The organism is Amycolatopsis camponoti (assembly GCF_902497555.1).
In the GTDB taxonomy this organism is placed as follows: Bacteria; Actinomycetota; Actinomycetes; order Mycobacteriales; family Pseudonocardiaceae; genus Amycolatopsis; species Amycolatopsis camponoti.
This window is the reverse complement of sequence record NZ_CABVGP010000002.1, coordinates 2,865,071-2,880,825: the sequence shown is the minus strand read 5'-3', so window position 1 is coordinate 2,880,825 and position 15,755 is coordinate 2,865,071. Positions and strand designations below refer to the sequence as shown.

18 protein-coding genes are annotated in these 15,755 nt (G+C 72.5%); 7 read left to right on the top strand and 11 right to left on the bottom strand.

Going from position 1 to position 15,755, the window contains the following annotated elements; genetic code table 11:
- Positions 1–41: 41 nt before the first annotated feature.
- Both AA23TX_RS33890 and AA23TX_RS33885 read left to right on the top strand, forming a co-directional pair.
- Positions 42–521 carry a MarR family winged helix-turn-helix transcriptional regulator gene (locus AA23TX_RS33890; RefSeq protein ID WP_230862868.1) on the top strand — a complete coding sequence of 160 codons (480 nt, stop codon included), beginning with the start codon at positions 42–44 and terminating at the stop codon, positions 519–521.
- 11 nt (positions 522–532) lie between these two features.
- The gene (locus tag AA23TX_RS33885; protein ID WP_155546776.1) at positions 533–1,756 is read left to right on the top strand and encodes an FAD-dependent oxidoreductase; all 1,224 of its coding nucleotides are present in this window, start codon (positions 533–535) and stop codon (positions 1,754–1,756) included.
- Positions 1,757–1,775: 19 nt separating this feature from the next.
- Here AA23TX_RS33885 and AA23TX_RS33880 read toward each other — a convergent pair whose 3' ends face one another.
- Positions 1,776–2,255: a MarR family winged helix-turn-helix transcriptional regulator gene (locus tag AA23TX_RS33880; protein WP_155546775.1), complete on the bottom strand. Its 480-nt coding sequence runs from the start codon at positions 2,253–2,255 to the stop codon at positions 1,776–1,778.
- 39 nt (positions 2,256–2,294) lie between these two features.
- The gene (locus AA23TX_RS33875) at positions 2,295–3,290 is read right to left on the bottom strand and encodes an alpha/beta hydrolase family protein (RefSeq protein WP_230862867.1); all 996 of its coding nucleotides are present in this window, start codon (positions 3,288–3,290) and stop codon (positions 2,295–2,297) included.
- A gap of 102 nt (positions 3,291–3,392) precedes the next feature.
- On the opposite strand from AA23TX_RS33875, the gene AA23TX_RS33870 reads away from it, so the two are divergent.
- Entirely contained in the window at positions 3,393–4,235 is an 843-nt protein-coding gene (locus AA23TX_RS33870; protein ID WP_155546774.1) for a helix-turn-helix transcriptional regulator, read from the top strand.
- Here AA23TX_RS33870 and AA23TX_RS33865 read toward each other — a convergent pair.
- Positions 4,232–4,825, bottom strand: coding sequence for an LLM class oxidoreductase (locus tag AA23TX_RS33865; protein ID WP_155546773.1), 594 nt, complete (start codon positions 4,823–4,825; stop codon positions 4,232–4,234). The genes AA23TX_RS33870 and AA23TX_RS33865 overlap by 4 nt on opposite strands.
- On the opposite strand from AA23TX_RS33865, the gene AA23TX_RS33860 reads away from it, so the two are divergent.
- Positions 4,818–5,024 carry a hypothetical protein gene (locus tag AA23TX_RS33860; RefSeq protein ID WP_155546772.1) on the top strand — a complete coding sequence of 69 codons (207 nt, stop codon included), beginning with the start codon at positions 4,818–4,820 and terminating at the stop codon, positions 5,022–5,024. The two genes, AA23TX_RS33865 and AA23TX_RS33860, sit on opposite strands and share 8 nt — an antisense overlap.
- A 7-nt stretch (positions 5,025–5,031) precedes the next feature.
- Here the strand turns inward: AA23TX_RS33860 and AA23TX_RS33855 are convergent, their stop codons facing one another.
- Genes AA23TX_RS33855 through AA23TX_RS33845 form a run of 3 tightly spaced genes read right to left on the bottom strand, consistent with a single transcriptional unit; the run spans position 5,032 to position 7,269 of the window.
- Complete coding sequence (locus tag AA23TX_RS33855) at positions 5,032–5,790, bottom strand: PIG-L deacetylase family protein (protein WP_155546771.1); 759 nt, start codon at positions 5,788–5,790, stop codon at positions 5,032–5,034.
- A gap of 42 nt (positions 5,791–5,832) precedes the next feature.
- A complete protein-coding gene (locus AA23TX_RS33850) occupies positions 5,833–6,414 on the bottom strand; it encodes a hypothetical protein (protein WP_155546770.1) in 582 nt (193 codons plus the stop codon).
- A 9-nt stretch (positions 6,415–6,423) separates the two neighbouring features.
- On the bottom strand, positions 6,424–7,269 hold the full coding sequence (locus tag AA23TX_RS33845) for an NAD(P)H-binding protein (RefSeq protein WP_196425654.1): 846 nt from the start codon (positions 7,267–7,269) through the stop codon (positions 6,424–6,426).
- Between the two features lie 120 nt (positions 7,270–7,389).
- Here AA23TX_RS33845 and AA23TX_RS33840 point away from each other — a divergent pair, with 120 nt between their 5' ends.
- Complete coding sequence (locus AA23TX_RS33840; RefSeq protein ID WP_155546768.1) at positions 7,390–8,316, top strand: AraC family transcriptional regulator; 927 nt, start codon at positions 7,390–7,392, stop codon at positions 8,314–8,316.
- A gap of 27 nt (positions 8,317–8,343) precedes the next feature.
- Here the strand turns inward: AA23TX_RS33840 and AA23TX_RS33835 are convergent, their stop codons facing one another.
- Complete coding sequence (locus AA23TX_RS33835; RefSeq protein ID WP_230862866.1) at positions 8,344–9,285, bottom strand: RNA polymerase subunit sigma-70; 942 nt, start codon at positions 9,283–9,285, stop codon at positions 8,344–8,346.
- A gap of 5 nt (positions 9,286–9,290) precedes the next feature.
- Entirely contained in the window at positions 9,291–9,851 is a 561-nt protein-coding gene (locus AA23TX_RS33830; RefSeq protein ID WP_155546766.1) for a dihydrofolate reductase family protein, read from the bottom strand.
- A gap of 81 nt (positions 9,852–9,932) precedes the next feature.
- On the opposite strand from AA23TX_RS33830, the gene AA23TX_RS33825 reads away from it, so the two are divergent.
- The gene (locus tag AA23TX_RS33825; RefSeq protein ID WP_155546765.1) at positions 9,933–10,877 is read left to right on the top strand and encodes an LLM class F420-dependent oxidoreductase; all 945 of its coding nucleotides are present in this window, start codon (positions 9,933–9,935) and stop codon (positions 10,875–10,877) included.
- Positions 10,878–10,955: 78 nt separating this feature from the next.
- Here AA23TX_RS33825 and AA23TX_RS33820 read toward each other — a convergent pair whose 3' ends face one another.
- Together AA23TX_RS33820 and AA23TX_RS33815 are read right to left on the bottom strand one after the other, a co-directional pair.
- A complete protein-coding gene (locus AA23TX_RS33820; protein WP_155546764.1) occupies positions 10,956–11,906 on the bottom strand; it encodes an alpha/beta hydrolase in 951 nt (316 codons plus the stop codon).
- A 17-nt stretch (positions 11,907–11,923) separates the two neighbouring features.
- The gene (locus AA23TX_RS33815; protein ID WP_155546763.1) at positions 11,924–12,868 is read right to left on the bottom strand and encodes an NADP-dependent oxidoreductase; all 945 of its coding nucleotides are present in this window, start codon (positions 12,866–12,868) and stop codon (positions 11,924–11,926) included.
- A gap of 247 nt (positions 12,869–13,115) precedes the next feature.
- Here AA23TX_RS33815 and AA23TX_RS33810 point away from each other — a divergent pair, with 247 nt between their 5' ends.
- On the top strand, positions 13,116–13,619 hold the full coding sequence (locus AA23TX_RS33810; protein ID WP_155546762.1) for a MarR family winged helix-turn-helix transcriptional regulator: 504 nt from the start codon (positions 13,116–13,118) through the stop codon (positions 13,617–13,619).
- Between the two features lie 9 nt (positions 13,620–13,628).
- Here the strand turns inward: AA23TX_RS33810 and AA23TX_RS33805 are convergent, their stop codons facing one another.
- Entirely contained in the window at positions 13,629–15,638 is a 2,010-nt protein-coding gene (locus AA23TX_RS33805) for an AAA family ATPase (protein ID WP_230862865.1), read from the bottom strand.
- Positions 15,639–15,755: the final 117 nt, after the last annotated feature.

Genomic DNA, 15,755 nt, shown 5'->3' with positions numbered 1-15,755 from the left:
CCTTCTTGTGCAACTCCGTTTCAGATGATACGTTCTCGGTCGTGACAAGAGTGGCTTCCCGGCTCGCGAGAGCGACCGACCGGCCGGGCGACGGGTCACCGTTCGCACTGGGACTGCTGCTGCGCCGCGCCCACGACCGCGCCGCCGCGCAGCTCTTGGGCGTGCTTCGCCCACTCGGCCTGGAGTTCCGGCACTTCATCGTGCTCGTCTCCCTCCACACCGGAGGGCCGATGAGCCAGCAGGCGCTCGTCGGCGCCGTCGGCAGCGACAAGGCCACGATGGTCCGCGTCGTCGACGACCTCGAGCACGCCGGGCTGGTCACCCGGACCCCCCGCCCCGGCGACCGCCGGGTGCACACGATCACCCCGACCGCGGCCGGAACGGCCGTGTTCGACACCGCCCACCAGCACGCCGAGCCCGTCGCCGAGCACCTGCTCGGCCACCTCGGCTCCGGCGAGGCCGCGCTGCTGCTGGACCTGCTGACCCGGCTCGCCTTTCCCGGCGAAGCCACGATCCCTTGAGGAGAAGCTCCATGCGAGTCGTCATCGCCGGCGCCGGGCTCGGCGGCCTGTGCCTGGCCCACGGGCTGCGCCGCGCCGGCGTGGACGTCGTGGTGCTCGAACGCCACGCGTCCCCGGACGCCAAGCCGGCGAGCTACGGCATCCACCTCGGCGCCGACGGCCTGCGCGCCCTGCACGCCTGCCTCCCGGAGCGGAGCCGGACGCAGCTGACGGAGACGTCGTCCACCGCGCCGGACATCGTGCGCTTTCACGACCAGGATCTGCGGGTGCTCGCCGAACGCGACCACACGCACACCTCGGCCAACACCGATCCCGTCACCCGCCGGCGCGCCGTGAACCGCGACGCCCTGCGTGACGCGCTGCTCGCCGGGCTCAACACCGCCAATACCGGCCGCGACGACGTCATCCGCTGGGGCAGCGCGTTCGACCGCTTCGAGTACACAAAGGACGGCGTCCTCGTCCACGCCGCCGACGGCCACACCGTCGCGGCGGACCTGCTCGTCGGTGCCGACGGGGCCAACTCGCGCGTCCGTGCGCAGCGGCTGCCCGGGCTCCGGCGCCGCGACCTCGGCATCGTCAACATCGCCGGCCGGGTCCGGCTCACCCGGGACCTCGCCGGCACCCTCCCGGCCGCCCTCGTCGACGGCGCGGTCACCAACATCGTGCCCGCCCGGCCGGGCTGGATGTTCCTGTCCACCTGGGACGCCGGCGCGGCGGAGCGCGTCATCGTGTGGGCGTGGGCCGCGCACCGCTCGACCTACCCGGACGACCTCGGGACGGCCGGACCCGCCCGGTTGCTCGACCTGGTCCGGGACCGGACCGGGACCTGGGCGGCTCCCGTGCGGAGGATCATCGCGGAAACCGACCTCGCGACGGTCGCGGCGATCCCGCTGAAGACGATGCCCGAGCTGCCGGACTGGCAGCCGACCGCCGTCACGCTGCTGGGCGACGCGATCCACGCCATGACCCCGATGGCCGGGATCGGCGCGAACACCGCGCTACGGGACGCCGACACCCTCCGGCGTCACCTCTCCGCGGACACGGCACCCGTCGCCCGGATCGCCGGATACGAGCGGGAGATGCGCGGCTACGCGAACGCGGCGCTGGCGCTGTCCACGCGCAACGCCCGTGGTGCCGCGACGACGTCCCGGCTGCCGCGGTCGGTGTTCCGCACCGTGCTGCGCCTCGCCGAAGCCGTGCCACCGGTCAAGCAGCGCATGTTTCCCGTCCGTTGACGGCGAGCCGTCCCGGCGCCTACGCCTGGTCCGCGGGCGGATAGGTGAACCGGGTGAGCAGGTCCACCAGCTTCGCCGCCTCCCCGGGCCGCAGGTGCGAGACCAGTCCCTCGGCCGGCTCCAGGGCATCTCGGTGAACGGTGTCGAAGGCCTTCAGCCCGGCCGGGGTGATCTCGACGGAACGCACCCGCCGATCCCCCGGCACGGGCTTGCGGACCGCGAACCCCTTCTCCTCCAGGTCGTCGACGACCCGCATGATCCCCGCCTTGTCCGAGCCGGTCGCCTCCACCAGGTCCCGCTGGGTCGTCGGCCCGCGGTCCACCAGCAGGATCAACACGGCGAAGTGCCGCAGCTCCAGCCCGTGGGGCCGCATCGCCGCGGCCATCGCACCCGCCACCCGCGTGTGGGCCCGGCGCAGCAGCAGCCCCAGTGCGAACGGGGACACATCACCCGGACGGTCCGTCGCACGGGCGGTCGCGGTTCTGGACTTGCCACTCATCCCGCCACCCTACTGCAGGCCAGATCGGACGATACGGTTTCACTCGACACGAAATGGCGGAAGCAGCGGCTGCTTCAGGTACACACTTCCGAGTGCCGGGTCGCCGCGGATCGCTTCGGTGGCACGCTGCCATGCGGGGTCGCCGTTGTAGAGGGCCGATCGCAGGTAGGCCCAGGTCATGCGCTGGGTGACCGCGAGCCGTTCGGGGTCTTCGTCGTCGGTTTCGGCGAGGCTGTAGCCCATGATGCCGCCGAGGTAGTGCTTGGCGCCGGGAAGGACCAGCAGGGCGTCGGCACCGGGACTGAGGTGGTAGGGCTCGGCGTGCCAGTCGGCGCCGCGGGTGGTGGCGACGGGGTTCACGTCCTCATCGCCGTGGACGACCAGGGTCCTCGTGGTCAACCGCGAGAAGTCGGTTTCCAGCTCGGGGTACCGCTCGCGCATGGTGTCGGTCATGCCCTCGGCGCTGCCGGTCGAGGCGAGCAGCACACCGGCACCGACGCGGGACTCACGAAAGTCGAGGAAGGCTCCGCTGACCGGATCGAGAGCCCGCGCGCCGAGCAGCGCGCTGACCGTGTTGCCGCCCGCGGAGTAACCGACGGCGGCGACGCGCGCCGGGTCGAGCCGTCCGTGGACGACCGGTGCTTGGGCCTCGATCGCGTCCAGGTTGTCGAGGATGAGCTCGAAGTCGTCGATCCGCGATCGCCAGAAGAGCGGGTGGCCGACGGCATCCCGGTCGAGGCCGAGGCCGCCGCCGGGAGAACTGAGGTGGGTGGGCTGGATGACGGCGAACCCGTGACTCGCGTAGAAGTCGACCAGCGGCGAGAAGCCGTCCTTGGACTGCAGGTAGTGCGAGCTGCCGCCCCCGTGGGACAGCAGCACGATCGCCACGGCATCGCCCCTCAGGGGCGCGGTGACCCGCAGCTCCAGCGGGATGCCGCGGCCGGGCGCCGGCAGGGTGACGGGGTTGACGGAGACGACCGGAACCGCGTCGGGAACCGGGATGCGCCGAGCGAGTCGGATGTAGTGGTCGGTCATGGCCCCACTGTGCGGCCGATCGTCCTGGCCGGGGCAGGACTGGCCTGTCCAGGACCAACCTCGTCCTGGATGCGGCCGCACCCGTGCGCGCATACTGACGACGTGATCGACCGTCCCGGACTCGCCGAATTCCTGCGCCGACGACGGGCGGCGCTCACCCCGTCGGACATCGGCCTGCCGGAAACCTCGCGTCGCCGCACACCCGGCTTGCGCCGCGAAGAAGTCGCCGTGCTCGCGGGCATCTCGAGCGACTTCTACGCGCGGCTGGAGCAGGCCCGCGGCTCCGACCCGTCGGAGTCGGTCGTGACCGCCCTCGCTCGCGCGCTGCGGTGCACCCCCGACGAGAAGGACCACCTCTTCCGCCTCGCCGGCGTGCCCACCCCGCCGCGCCAGGTCGGTGACCACATCGACCCGGGACTGCGCCAGCTCGCCGCACACCTCGACGCCCTGCCGACGTGCGTCTACAACGACCTCGGCGATGTGCTCTACACCAACCCGCTCAACGACGCGCTGGCCGGCGACGGCGAGTTCCGCCCCGGTCGTGACCGCAACATCTACCGACGCTGGTTCACCCCCGGGGCAGCACGTGACCACGTTCCGGAGGCGGACCGGGCCCGCCTGTCGGCGGCTCACGTCAGCGACCTCCGCGCCACCTGCTCCCGCCGAGCCGGGGACCCTCGGATCACCCAGCTGATCTCCGACCTCTCGACCCACAGCGAGGAGTTCCGGACGCTGTGGAACCGGCATGAGGTCGCCGTCCGGCACGCCGACCTGAAAGCGGTCCAGCACCCCACGGTCGGGCTGATCCGGCTGCGTTGCCAGTTGCTCGTGACACCCGAGACCGGCCTCCGGATGCGGATCCTCCTGCCCCTGCAGGGCACCGACGCCGCCGAAAAGCTCGAGCTGCTACGCGTGATCGGCACCCAGCAGTTCGCTGCCGGTTAACGCCGGAGAACGGGCCGGACCCGGCCGGCGAAGTCGGCGACCAGCTGCCGCGGCAGGTCGTACGAACCGCCGTGCTGCAGCAGCACCGCCGAAACGCCGGACCGGGTCAGCTCGGTCAGCCGCGCCGCCAGTTCGTCCGCCGTGCCGTACAGGCAGAACCGCCGGGCGAACAGCTCGGCGGTCTCGTCGTCCACAAAGGACTCGCAGGCCCGGACCGCGGACGCCCAGGACTCGGCGTGCAGCAGGTCCGGGCGCAGCCGCGGCGGGCGCTCGGGCACGCGCACCCGTACCCCCGCCGCCGCCAGAAACGGTGACAAGCACGGATCCGCCGTCCGCCACCTGCGCTGCTCCGAAGCCACACCGGACAGCAGGATCGCGCCGTCCGCGACCTCGCCGGCCAGCCGCGGGTTCCGCGGCCCGCTCGCCGCCGGGTGCAGCGGCACGGCCACCTGGTCGCGCAGCCGTGACCGCACGTCGTCGAAGTCGACCTCTTCACCGGCCAGCAAAGACCGGATCACCTGAAGCCCGGCACGCAGGCCGGCCCGGGTCGACGGAGCGAGCCCGGCCGGGACGACCGAGCTGTTGCCCACGCCGACCTACGGCGAGCCCGGCGGCAGGAACCAGACCACGCATTCCGCGGTCGTCACGATCGGCATGTACATCGACGAACTCCGGAAGGTCGACGGTCAGTGGCTGATCTCCCAGCGCACCTTCCGCTACGACGGCTACCCGGACCTGAGGGCGCGCGTGGGCAAGCCCGTGGACGTCTCGAAGCCATTCGCGGTATGAGGCCGGCTCACGACCCGTCCGGCGTCACCTCGGGTGGGGCTTGCAGGTCGTGGGCGCGGAACAGGACGGCGTGCTCGACCCCCATGGCCTTGCCGCCCATCGCGGCGAACCGCGGGATGAAGTCCGAGGGGGCGGGGTGGTCCGGCAGCGCGGCCAGGTACGCGGCGTGCGCCTCGAGCGAGGCGACGCCGCGGCGCAGCGGCTCGCCGGTGACGTCGACGCCGTGGGTCGCGTCCGTCATGCCGGGAGTGAGGTACCAGCGCGCGGAGTGCGGTTCCAGGTTCTCGTCCTCGACCTGCTCCGGGAAGACCCACCGGTTGCCCGCGTCGCGGATCGCGTCGAGCGTCGCGAGCCCGGCCGCGCGGTGGTCGGCCTGGTCGAAGCCGTACGGCGTTTCGACGTCGAACCCGGTGCCGAACACGACGTCGGGCTGGAACCGGCGGATCTCCCGGCAGATGTCCCGGCGCAGGTCCAGCCCGTAGACGAGCACCCCGTCCGGGTGTTCCAGGACCGTCAGGTGCTCGACGCCGACGACGTCACAGGCGGCCCGCTGCTCGGCGACGCGCAGGCGGGCCGTCTCCTCGGGCGGGTTGGGCATGCCGGCCTCGCCGCGGGTGAGCAGCAGGTAGCCGACGTCGATGCCGCGCGCCGTCCAGCGGGCGACGGCCGCGGAGGTGCCGTACTCCATGTCGTCCGGGTGCGCGACGACGCAGAGCACGCGGCGGAAGGACTCCTCGGGGAGCGCAGGCAAGGTCATGCCGGCCATCCTGCCGCTTCCGGCACCGGACGTCTTCCGGGAGACCTTCGGCTACTCCGAGCGTGCGGGAAGGACGCCGATGAACTTCGCGGGTACCGCACGCGGACGGGAGGGGCCCCAGCGACTGCTGGCGAACAGGACGACGATCAAGCGACCCGAACCACCGACCCACGCGGGTTGCGCGCCATCGAAGGCCACCAGCGGGGGGTGATGCCACAAGCTGGCACCACCCCGCAGCCGAGCACCACGGCCGTCGAGGTAGTGGACGACGTAGTCGAGCCTTCTGGCATTGGTCCGCCCCGCAGAAGCGAGAGCCCCGAGGCAACCCGGCAGGTCCACGAACACTGCCGTGACCGTCGCAGCTCGCCAGCCGGTGCGCCGGACCGACTCATAGCGCAGCCACCACAATATCGCCCCCGGCGTGAAGAACAACGACACAGCAATCACGCAGAACGCCAAGATATCCGTCGCATCGTTCCGAGGACCGTCACCGATGCTGTGGGAAAAAAGCAAGAACGCAAGAGCGGGAATCCAGGCCAGACAGCACGCCGTCGTCCGCAGTGCCACCGCCCCGACGCGCTCCAGCTCGCGAGCCAGCTCCGCCCGCCCCAACCCCCGGGAATCCCCCTCCATCACCCCAGCTTACGGACACGAACACGCTGATCGCGCGTAGTCCTCCAGCGAACGCGGGGCATGGCCGGTGAGCCGCCGGACATCGCCGGTGACGCCGTCGAAGACGTCGGCGCGCACGAAGGCGAACAGCTCCATCATGTGCTCGACCCACGCGTCCGGGCGACCGGAACGGGCGAAATGCGCCCGGTGCGTCTCGAGATCGGCGTCGACGTGGCGGATCGCTCGCCCCGACGCGGCCGACAGGGTTTCGGCCACCTCCGCGAACGTCAGCGACCGGGGCCCGGTGAGGTCGTAGCCGCGGCGGTGATGGCCGTCGGTGGTCAGCACCGCGACGGCCGCGTCGGCGACGTCGCGAGTGTCGACGAAAGCCGCACGGTGGGTGCCGCTTCCCGCGTACAGCTCGTCGTCGTCGCGGATCGCCCTGGCGTACACCGCGTCGTCCTCGTCGAAGTTCTGCATCAGCCAGTTGGGACGCAGGATCGTCCAGTTCCGGCCGGACTCCCGCACCGCCTGTTCGACCCGGGCGCGCGGAGCGGCCGCCGGCGCCTTGTCGACCCCGAAGGCGGACATCAGGACCACGTGCTCCGCCCGCGGGGCCGTGGCGATGAGCCGCGCGATCACCGAGGCCGCGTCGTCCAGGACGTCGAGTCCCTTCAGGAACAGCGCGTCCGCGCCGGCGACCGAACCGGCCCAGGTGGACTCGTCGGCCCAGTCGAACGGCACCGGGGTGACGTTCGCGGTGGGCACTCCCGGATGCCGGCTCGCCGCCCGCACCGCAAGACCCGCCGCGGCGAGCGCGGCGGTCACGCGCTTGCCCGCCTTTCCGGTGGCCCCTTCGACCCATACCGTCTTCATCATCGTCTCCCGTTCACGATCAGTGGATGATGGCACCACGCTATGGCGAGCTGAAGAGACGGGAAATGGTCGAAAGTCGCACTTCTTTGTCTCAGCGTCTCGACACCGTAGACTGCCGGCGTGGACGTGCTGGCCGACATCCTGACGGCGATGCGGGTCGGGCGGCCGGTCGCCGCCCTCACCGAAGTGCACGCGCCGTGGGGGCTGCGCTTCGACCAGGTCCTGGGCGCCGCCTTCCACGTCGTCCTCCAGGGCAGCTGCCGGCTGGTTCCCTTGGACGGGACGGCTTTCGCGGAGGTTCAGCTGGGCCCCGGGGACGTCGTCCTGCTCGGCCGCGGTGCTCCACACGCGATCGTCTCCGCGCCGGACGCGCCCCTGACCGCGTTCGCCCCGGTTCGGGACCGGCCGGGCGGCTCGTTCGGGCGGTTCACGCTGCCCGGATCCGGGGCTCGGTCGACGATCGTGTGCGGCGCGTACAAGCTGATGCGCCGCCGCCCGCATCCACTGTTGCGAGACCTGCCGGAGGTCGTCCACCTGCCGGCCGCGCCCGGCCGGAATCCGGGGCTGCGGGCGATGGTGGACCTGCTCGGCGCCGAGCTGCACGAGGCGCCACCCGGGGCCGCCGCCGTGGCACCGTCCCTTGTGGACGCTCTGCTGGTCTACCTGATCCGCGCCTGGATGGCCGGCGCAGAGAACAGCACGACGAGCTGGTCGGCCGCGTTGAGCGACCCCGAAATCTCCCCGGTGCTGGCGGCCATGCACGCCGACCCCCGCCGAGCCTGGACGGTGCAGCAGCTCGCCGCCGTCGCCGGGCTGTCACGGGCGGCGTTCGCCCGCAGGTTCACCTCCGTGGTGGGCGAACCTCCGCTGACGTACTTCACGCGCTGGCGGATGACCACCGCGGCCCAGCTGCTGCGCACCACCGACCACACGCTGGCCCGCGTCGCGGACGCCGTCGGCTACGGCTCCCCGTTCGCCTTCGCCAAGGCATTCGCACGGGAATACGCGACCACCCCCGGCAGCTACCGGGCCGAGCCCGGCGGATGATCTTCCCGGGCGCGCGCCGCCTCGCGGTCACGGCATCCGGCCGGGATCGTCCGGGAAGCCCGCCGCGGCGACCAGTTCCGGGTCGAGGAAGGTCGTGATCGAGACCAGGTGCGTGGTGTCGCTGGTCAACACAGCCAGCCCGAACGGCCGGAACGGCGCGTCGGGCCGCGCGCGGTAGTAGGCCACGGCGGCCGGCTGGTCGTTCGCGACCGTGGGAAACATCCGGTAGAGCCCGGGTGCGGTGAGCACGTACTCGGCCAGAAACGGTACGCAGGAACGCTTTCCGGACAGCGACAACCCCGACGGGATCACCTCGAGGGTCGCGTCGTCGCGCAGCAACCGGGTCAGGGCCACCATGTCGGCGGTCTCGAAAGCGGAGATGTAGGAGTTCAGGATGTCGCGCGCCGCGGGCGAGTCCGGCTCGGTGATCTCCTCCGGCGACGGCGCCAGCTCGTCGAGCCGGGACCGGGCACGCTGGAGGGCGCTCTTGACCGCGGGCACGCTCGTGCCGAGCACCTCGGCGATCTCGGTGGCCGGCATGGCCAGCACCTCGCGCAGCAGGAACGCCGCGCGCTGCCGCGGCGGCAGGTGCTGCGCGCTGGCGACGAGGGCGAGCCGCAGCATCCCGCGCTGCTCGGCCACGTGCGCCGGGTCGCCGAACCAGGGGGTGAGCCACAGGGCCTGGGCCGCGGGCAACGGGACGTCCGGGTCCTCGCCCGGGGTACCGAGCCCGGCCGGCAGGACCCGGCGGCCCCGCCCGTTCAGCGCCGTGAGGCACACGTTCATGGCGATCCGGTACAACCACGTGCGCACCGCCGAGCGTGCCTCGAACGACGCGCGGGCGCGCCACGCCCGCAGGTAGGTCTCCTGCACCAGGTCTTCGGCCTCGTGCGCCGAGCCCGTCATGCGGTAGCACAAGGCCACCAGTTCCGGCCGGTAGCTCTCGAGGTCGTCCCACGACTCCGCCATGTCCGTCATCCTCGTCGCGGCCGGTAGCGCAGCGACACCAGACCCGGATCGGCGCCCGGCCCCGCGTCGAGCAGTTCCCACGTGCTCGGTGCGTCGCCGGGACGGGAAAACGCCTCGCCGTCCGGGACGATCACGGGCACGACGGTCAAGGTCAGCTCGTCGACCAGTCCGGCCGCGGTGAGCGTCCGCCCGAACCGGCCGTGCCCGTAGACGACCAGATCCCCGCCGGGCTCGCGCTTCATCCGCGCGACGGTGTCGGCGACGTCGCCGCCGAGCACGGTGGTGTTGGTCCAGCTCGGATCCCGCAGCGTCCGGGAGAACACGTACTTCGGCATGGCGTTGAGGTGGGCGGCGTAGTCGCCGGGGGTGTCCGGCCACTGCCGGGAGAAGAGGTCGTAGGTCCGACGGCCCATCAGCATCGCCGAGCTTCGCCGCAGCGCCGTCAGCGACGCTGTCGCGCTGCCCGGGCCGAAGTGAGGTCCGGCCCAGGCCATCGGTTCGCCGATCACGCCGTTGAGCGACGACAGGGTGCTGAGCACCAGGCGCCGCGAAGAGTCCGTCGTCATGGCAGGTTGGACTTCGCCGGGTCCGGAAAGGAATCGGTCCGGTGTCGATTCCTTCGGGGATCGCCGGTGGTCTGACCTGCCATGAAACTCAGCTACTACCTGCCCACCGGCACGACCCACGAGTTCGCCGGCTACACCGACCCGGTCGCCGCGTTCGCCAAGCTCCTGGAGCTGGCCAAGGTCGCCGACGAGTCCGGCTTCGCCACCATCTGGGCACCGGACCACTTCATCCCCTTCGGCCCGTCCGGGTCCTACGTGTTCGAGGCCTGGACCACGCTGGCCGCGCTGGCCCGCGAAGTCGGCACGGCCCGGCTCGGCCAGCTGGTCACCGGTAACGGTTACCGCAACCCCGCCCTGCTGGCCAAGATGGCCTCCACCCTCGACGTCGTCTCCGGCGGGCGGCTGACCTTCGGGATCGGCGCCGGCTGGTACGAAGAGGAGTACAAGGCGTTCGGCTACGACTTCCCCGGCGCCGGTGAGCGCCTCCGGCGCCTGGAGGAGGCGCTGAAGATCATCCACGCCCTGTGGACGGGAAATCCGGCCACCTTCGACGGCGACTACTTCAGCACCGCCGGCGCGGTCAGCTCGCCGACCGGGGTCCAGCTGCCGCACCCGCCGGTGATGATCGCCGGCGGCGGGGAGAAGGTGACGCTGCGGCTGGTCGCGCTGTACGGCGACCTGTGCAACGTGCAGGAATCCCCCGACGAGGTCCACCGCAAGTTCCAGGTCCTCGCCCGGCACTGCGAGACCGTCGGCCGTGACTTCTCGCGGATCACCAAGACCTCGACGAGCTACTGCATCATCGCCGACACCGACGAAGAAGCCCGTGCCGCGGTCCCGCCGTGGGCGCCGCAGGTGTTCCCGGGCGAGCTGGCCGACTACGGCCTGATCGGCACCGTCGACACGATCCGCAAGCGGCTGGAGGTCTACCGCGACGCGGGCGTGGACGAGCTGATCGTCGGGTTCCGAGATGCGCTGGACGCCGACACCCTGCGCACTTTCGCCACCGAGTTCATCGCCACCTGACCCGAGCTGTTCCGGCGCCGTGCGGCGGGTGATGCCATCCGCCGCACGACACCAGGGCCGTCGACGCTCGCCGGCGGCTCAGAGGGACTTGAGCACGCGGACGCGGTCGGCGATGGCGCGCCGGGCGACGTCGGAGCCGAACGCGATCGAGTCGAACTCGTGGGGCGCACCGGGGTGGAGGTGGAACTCCACCGGCACGCCGGCGCGGGCGAGTTTCGTCGCGTAGGCGGTGTCTTCGTCGCGGAACAGGTCGAGCTGGCCGACCTCGATGTAGGCCGGGGGCAGGCCGGTCGCGTCTTCGAGCCGGGCGGGGGCCGCGGTGGGCGGCACGCCGGGTCCGCCGGCGGCGTCACCGAGCAGGGCCGGCCACGCGGTGCGGCTGTCGTCGTAGGACCACAGCAGGTAGGGCGCGATGTGCTCGTCCGGGGCGGGGGTGCGGTCGTCGAGCATCGGCATGATCAGGATCTGCCGGGCGATTTCCGGACCGCCGCGTTCCCGGGCGAGGATCGACACGGCCGCGGCCAGGCCGCCGCCGGCGCTGTCGCCCATCACGCCGATCCGCCGGGGGTCGACACCCAGTTCGGCGGCGTGCTCGTGCAGCCAGTTCAGCGCCGTGTAGGCGTCCTCGACCGGCGTCGGGAACGGGTGTTCGGGGGCGCGGCGGTAGTCGACCGAGAGCATCGGCACGCCGCCGGCGGAAACGTAGCGGGCGACGGGGCCGTCGAACAGGTCGATGTGGCCGAAGACGTAGCCGCCGCCGTGGAAGAACACCACGGCCGGCCCGGGTGCCGCCCCTTCCTTGACGTACCAGCGCAGGGCGATCTGCGCGCCGTCGCCCGTGGTCGCGAAGTGGTCCGTGGTCTTGACGTCGACGGGGATCGGCTGAGCGGTGCTCGCGGCGCCGATGATCGGCTCCCACCGGGCGCGCTGCGCCGCGACGTCACCCACCGCCGGTGGCGTCAGGTCGGCCATCGCGCCGGCCATCGGGGCCAGTGCCGCGGCGATTTCGGGGTCCAAGCTGAGTGCCATGGTCTTGCCTTCCGGGGTCAGGCGGTGGGCGCGAGGACGATGACCTTGCCGTGCACGGCGCCGTCGGCGGCGCGGGCGTGCAAAGCGGCCAGGTCGGCCAGCGGGACGCGGTCGGCGACGTCGACGCGCAGTTCGCCGCGGTCGACCTGGGCGACCAGCTTCGCGAGCTGGCCGGCGTCGCTGCGGACGAACAGGTCGATGCCGCGGACACCGCGGTCCTCATCGGACGGTGCGGGCATCCACACAGTCGTGTTCACCACGACCCCGCCCGGGCGGACGAGCGTGACCAGCGCGGCCAGCTGCTCGGGAGCCACCGGCGCGAGGTTGAGCACGACGTCGACCGGGTCGGTCACCGCGTCGGCCACGTTCGTGGTGGTGTGGTCGACGACCTCGTCGACCCCGGTCGCCTTCACCGCGTCGGCGCTGCGTGGGCTCGCCGTGGCGATCACGTACGCCCCGGCCTGCTTGGCCAGCTGCACCGCGTAACCACCGACCGCTCCACCGGCGCCGTTGACCAGCACCCGCTGCCCGGCCCGCAGGTTGCCGTGGTCGAACAGCGCTTGATAGGCGGTCAGGGCCACCACCGGCAACGCGGCGGCCTCGGCCAGCGGGACACTCGAAGGGGCCGCCGCGAGGATTTCGGCCGGCGCGAGGACGTACTCCGCGGCGGCGCCGGGCTTGTCCATCGGCAGGAACCCCACGACCCGGTCACCCACCGCGAAACCCGCTACGCCCTCCCCCAGCGCGTCGACCGTGCCCGCGACGTCGAGACCCGGCGTGTGCGGCAGCCGCACCGGGATCGGGCCCTGCATGAACCCACCGCGGATGTTTCCGTCGACGGAGTTGAACGACGTCGCGGCCACCCGGACCCGCACCTGCCCGGCCGCGGGGACCGGCTGGTCGACGTCCTCGTAGCGCAGCACAGCGGGGTCTCCGTACTCGTGGAAGCGCACTGCCTTCATCGGAACTCTCCTTCGTCCACCTGCTTCGAATTCGAAGCAACTGACACGGACAGTACGCTTGCTTTGAATTCGAATCAAGTGAGCCGGCTCTCACCGGGACCAGTGGGCGGCGACACCGCCCTCCTGCCCGCGACCCTGCTGCACACCCCGGCCCGGGCTCCACCTTCCGCGGTGCTCACCGCTGCTCACGACTGCCCGCCACGTCGCCGGGCACACTCATTCGAATTCGAAGCAGTAGACTCCGGGCATGCCCGACTCACCGCCTTCCCTCGACCCCGTGCAGCTCGGTGCCTACTTCGACCTCATCGAGGTGACCAGCCTGCTGCGGCACGCGGTCGAGCAGCAGCTGCGCGAGGCGGGCGACCTCAGCTACGTGCAGTTCCAACTGCTCGCCCGCCTCGGCGACTCACCGACGGGCAGCCACCGCATGACCGACCTGGCCGACGGCGTCGTCTACAGCCGCAGCGGCCTGACCTACCAGGCCGGCCTGCTCGAGAAAGCGGGCCTGGTCGTACGCGCCCCGTCCCCCGAGGACGAGCGGAGCGTCACCGTCACCATCACCGACGCCGGGCGAGCGCTGCTGGCGAAGGTGCTGCCGGGCCACGTCGAGGTGGTCAGCGGCCTCCTGTTCGAGCCGCTCTCGCGCGCCGACGTCCAGGCCCTCGCCGGTCTGCTGGCCCCGGTGCGCGACCACATGCGCTCGACGCCGCCCCGGTCGGCCGCGCCGCGCCGCCGCAAAGGCGGCGCGTGAGCGCGTCCCTCACTCCCCCGGTGAGGAGCCCAGCAGCTGCTCCGTGAGCCGGTCCTTGGCCAGGGCGAGGTGACGCCGGTAGGTGCCGTACGGCAGCCCGAGCCGCCGCGCGGCCGCCTTGTGGGTGCGGAAAGCGGAAATGTAGGTGGCGACGAGGATTTCGCGCGCCTTGACCCCCGCGGGGTCGACCGGCAGCGCGTCGAGGGCGGCCGTGATGGCGCCGCGCAGGTCCGCCACCGGGTCGCCCGATCCGGCCGGCACCAGGTGCGAGCGCACCAGGACACTGGTCGCGAATGCGGCCGGGATGTGCCAGGTGCGCAGCGCCTCGCCGACGCCGTGCTCGAACTCGGCGCGGGCCATCCGGGCCCCCGCGGACGGAGCCGGCCACGTGGCCACGGGCGCGGCCAAAGTGCGAGCCCGGTGCTCGACCCACTCCTCGACGGTCTGCCGCCGCCAGTCCCGGCCGAAGAGGTGCTGCCGCCGCCCGCCGACGTCCACGGCCGCGACCTCTCGCAGCCCGGCTTCGGCCAGGTAGTCCCGCCAGCGCCCGGCGTCCTCGAAGACGGTGAAGGTCACCGCCCGGCCGCGAGTCCGCATCTCTTCCGCGATGGTGCGCCTGCTGATCAGGTCCAGCAGGGGTGAGGGCCGCTGGTGGTGGCCGGGCTGCACCGCGAAGCGGCGGACGCCCGCGTGCTCGCCCCGCCGCAGCGGAGCGGCCGCCGCCACGTGTTCCCACAGCGCCGCGATCACCGGGTCCGCGGCGAGGTCCCGGGGCAGCGGGGTGTCGAGCCGCAGGATGGCCATGAACCCCACGGGCTCGGCCGTGCCCGTGTACCGGTAGACGCGAAAGCCTTCCGGCTGGCGACGCACCCAGTGCGCGGCCGCGGCCGCGGAAGCCGCGCCCTCGGCCTCCTCCGCCATCCGCACCACGTCGGGCACGTCCTCGGGGCGCAGCGGACGGTCTTCGACGTGCCGGTGCGCTCCCCAGTCGTACGGGTCCTCCGGGCCGCTCCGGTCGCGGAAGAGGAACATCCACTCCGCCACCCGCAGCAGCACGTCGTCTTCGGCGGCGCCGCGGACCGCCTGCAGGCAGGCCACCGAGACGCGGACGCGGACGTCGTCGTGGCGTTCGGGGTCCCGCCAGCGCAGGTCGGCCTCGAGCGTGGCCCGCACGGCGTCGTGCGGGTACAGCCCTTCGGGCGTCGCCTCGATGTAGGGCTGCTGCCGCAGCCAGGCGAACATCGGCGCGGCTTCCGCCTCACCCAGTACCGCTCGCAGCACCGGCTCCCGGGTGACGTACGCCTGCGCGACGACTTCGAGGGCGCGTTGGTGCGCCGTGGTCGGGACGTCGCCGACCAGCCGGTCGACCAGGGTCGTCAGCACGTCCCCGGCGGGTTCCCACGGCGTGCCCGGCCCCTCGGCGGGCACGGAGGCGGCGAGGGACAGCGCGAGCGGGCTGCCTCCGGCGAAGGTGACGAAGGCGCCGCGCTGCTCGGCCGGGACACCGCGGGCGGCGAGCAACGCGGCGGACTGGACGGCATCGAGCGGCCGCACGGCCAGTGCGGCGAAGAGCGGCGCCCAGCCGGGATCCAGCGACCACTCGGCATCGGGCGCGACCCGGCTCGCCAGGACGACCAGCGCGCCCTCGGCCAGCCGTGGCAGGAAAGTCTCGCGCAGCCACCCCTCGAGCGGTTGGCACTGCTCGAAGGTGTCGAGGAGCAGGACGGTGCCGGGATCGGCGCACGCCGGGGCGGCGGCCTCCGCGAGGCGACGCGGATCGGCGTCGAGGTAACGGGCGTCCACCGGCACCACCCGCCGCCCGGCGAGCGCCGCCTGCCGGGCGGCGTAGCGCAGCAGCGACGACTTGCCGATCCCGCCGGGACCGTGCACGTAGGCCACCACGGGAGCGTCCGGCGCTCCCGACAGCATCCGGTCGAGCACCGCCCGTTCCGGCTCCCGGCCCACCAGCGCACCGGTCCGCGCCTCGGCCAGGCGAGCCGCCAGACCCGTCGTACCCACTCACTGTTCCTCTCGCCGGCTCCGACGCCGGTCAGCATGGCAGACGCAGCCGGATACGCCGGTTTTCTCCCGCAACCGCCCGGGGGCGCGGTTCCCTCGCGGCAGGTGGGGCGGAGT

Coding starts and splice junctions, on each gene's coding strand:
- AA23TX_RS33820 (WP_155546764.1), bottom strand. CDS start 11,906: ATGGCACTCAGCTTGGACCCCGAAATCGCCGCGGCACTGGCCCCGATG.
- AA23TX_RS33810 (WP_155546762.1), top strand. CDS start 13,116: ATGCCCGACTCACCGCCTTCCCTCGACCCCGTGCAGCTCGGTGCCTAC.
- AA23TX_RS33880 (WP_155546775.1), bottom strand. CDS start 2,255: ATGAGTGGCAAGTCCAGAACCGCGACCGCCCGTGCGACGGACCGTCCG.
- AA23TX_RS33825 (WP_155546765.1), top strand. CDS start 9,933: ATGAAACTCAGCTACTACCTGCCCACCGGCACGACCCACGAGTTCGCC.
- AA23TX_RS33855 (WP_155546771.1), bottom strand. CDS start 5,790: ATGGCCGGCATGACCTTGCCTGCGCTCCCCGAGGAGTCCTTCCGCCGC.
- AA23TX_RS33875 (WP_230862867.1), bottom strand. CDS start 3,290: ATGACCGACCACTACATCCGACTCGCTCGGCGCATCCCGGTTCCCGAC.
- AA23TX_RS33850 (WP_155546770.1), bottom strand. CDS start 6,414: ATGGAGGGGGATTCCCGGGGGTTGGGGCGGGCGGAGCTGGCTCGCGAG.
- AA23TX_RS33835 (WP_230862866.1), bottom strand. CDS start 9,285: ATGGCGGAGTCGTGGGACGACCTCGAGAGCTACCGGCCGGAACTGGTG.
- AA23TX_RS33845 (WP_196425654.1), bottom strand. CDS start 7,269: ATGAAGACGGTATGGGTCGAAGGGGCCACCGGAAAGGCGGGCAAGCGC.
- AA23TX_RS33830 (WP_155546766.1), bottom strand. CDS start 9,851: ATGACGACGGACTCTTCGCGGCGCCTGGTGCTCAGCACCCTGTCGTCG.
- AA23TX_RS33815 (WP_155546763.1), bottom strand. CDS start 12,868: ATGAAGGCAGTGCGCTTCCACGAGTACGGAGACCCCGCTGTGCTGCGC.
- AA23TX_RS33885 (WP_155546776.1), top strand. CDS start 533: ATGCGAGTCGTCATCGCCGGCGCCGGGCTCGGCGGCCTGTGCCTGGCC.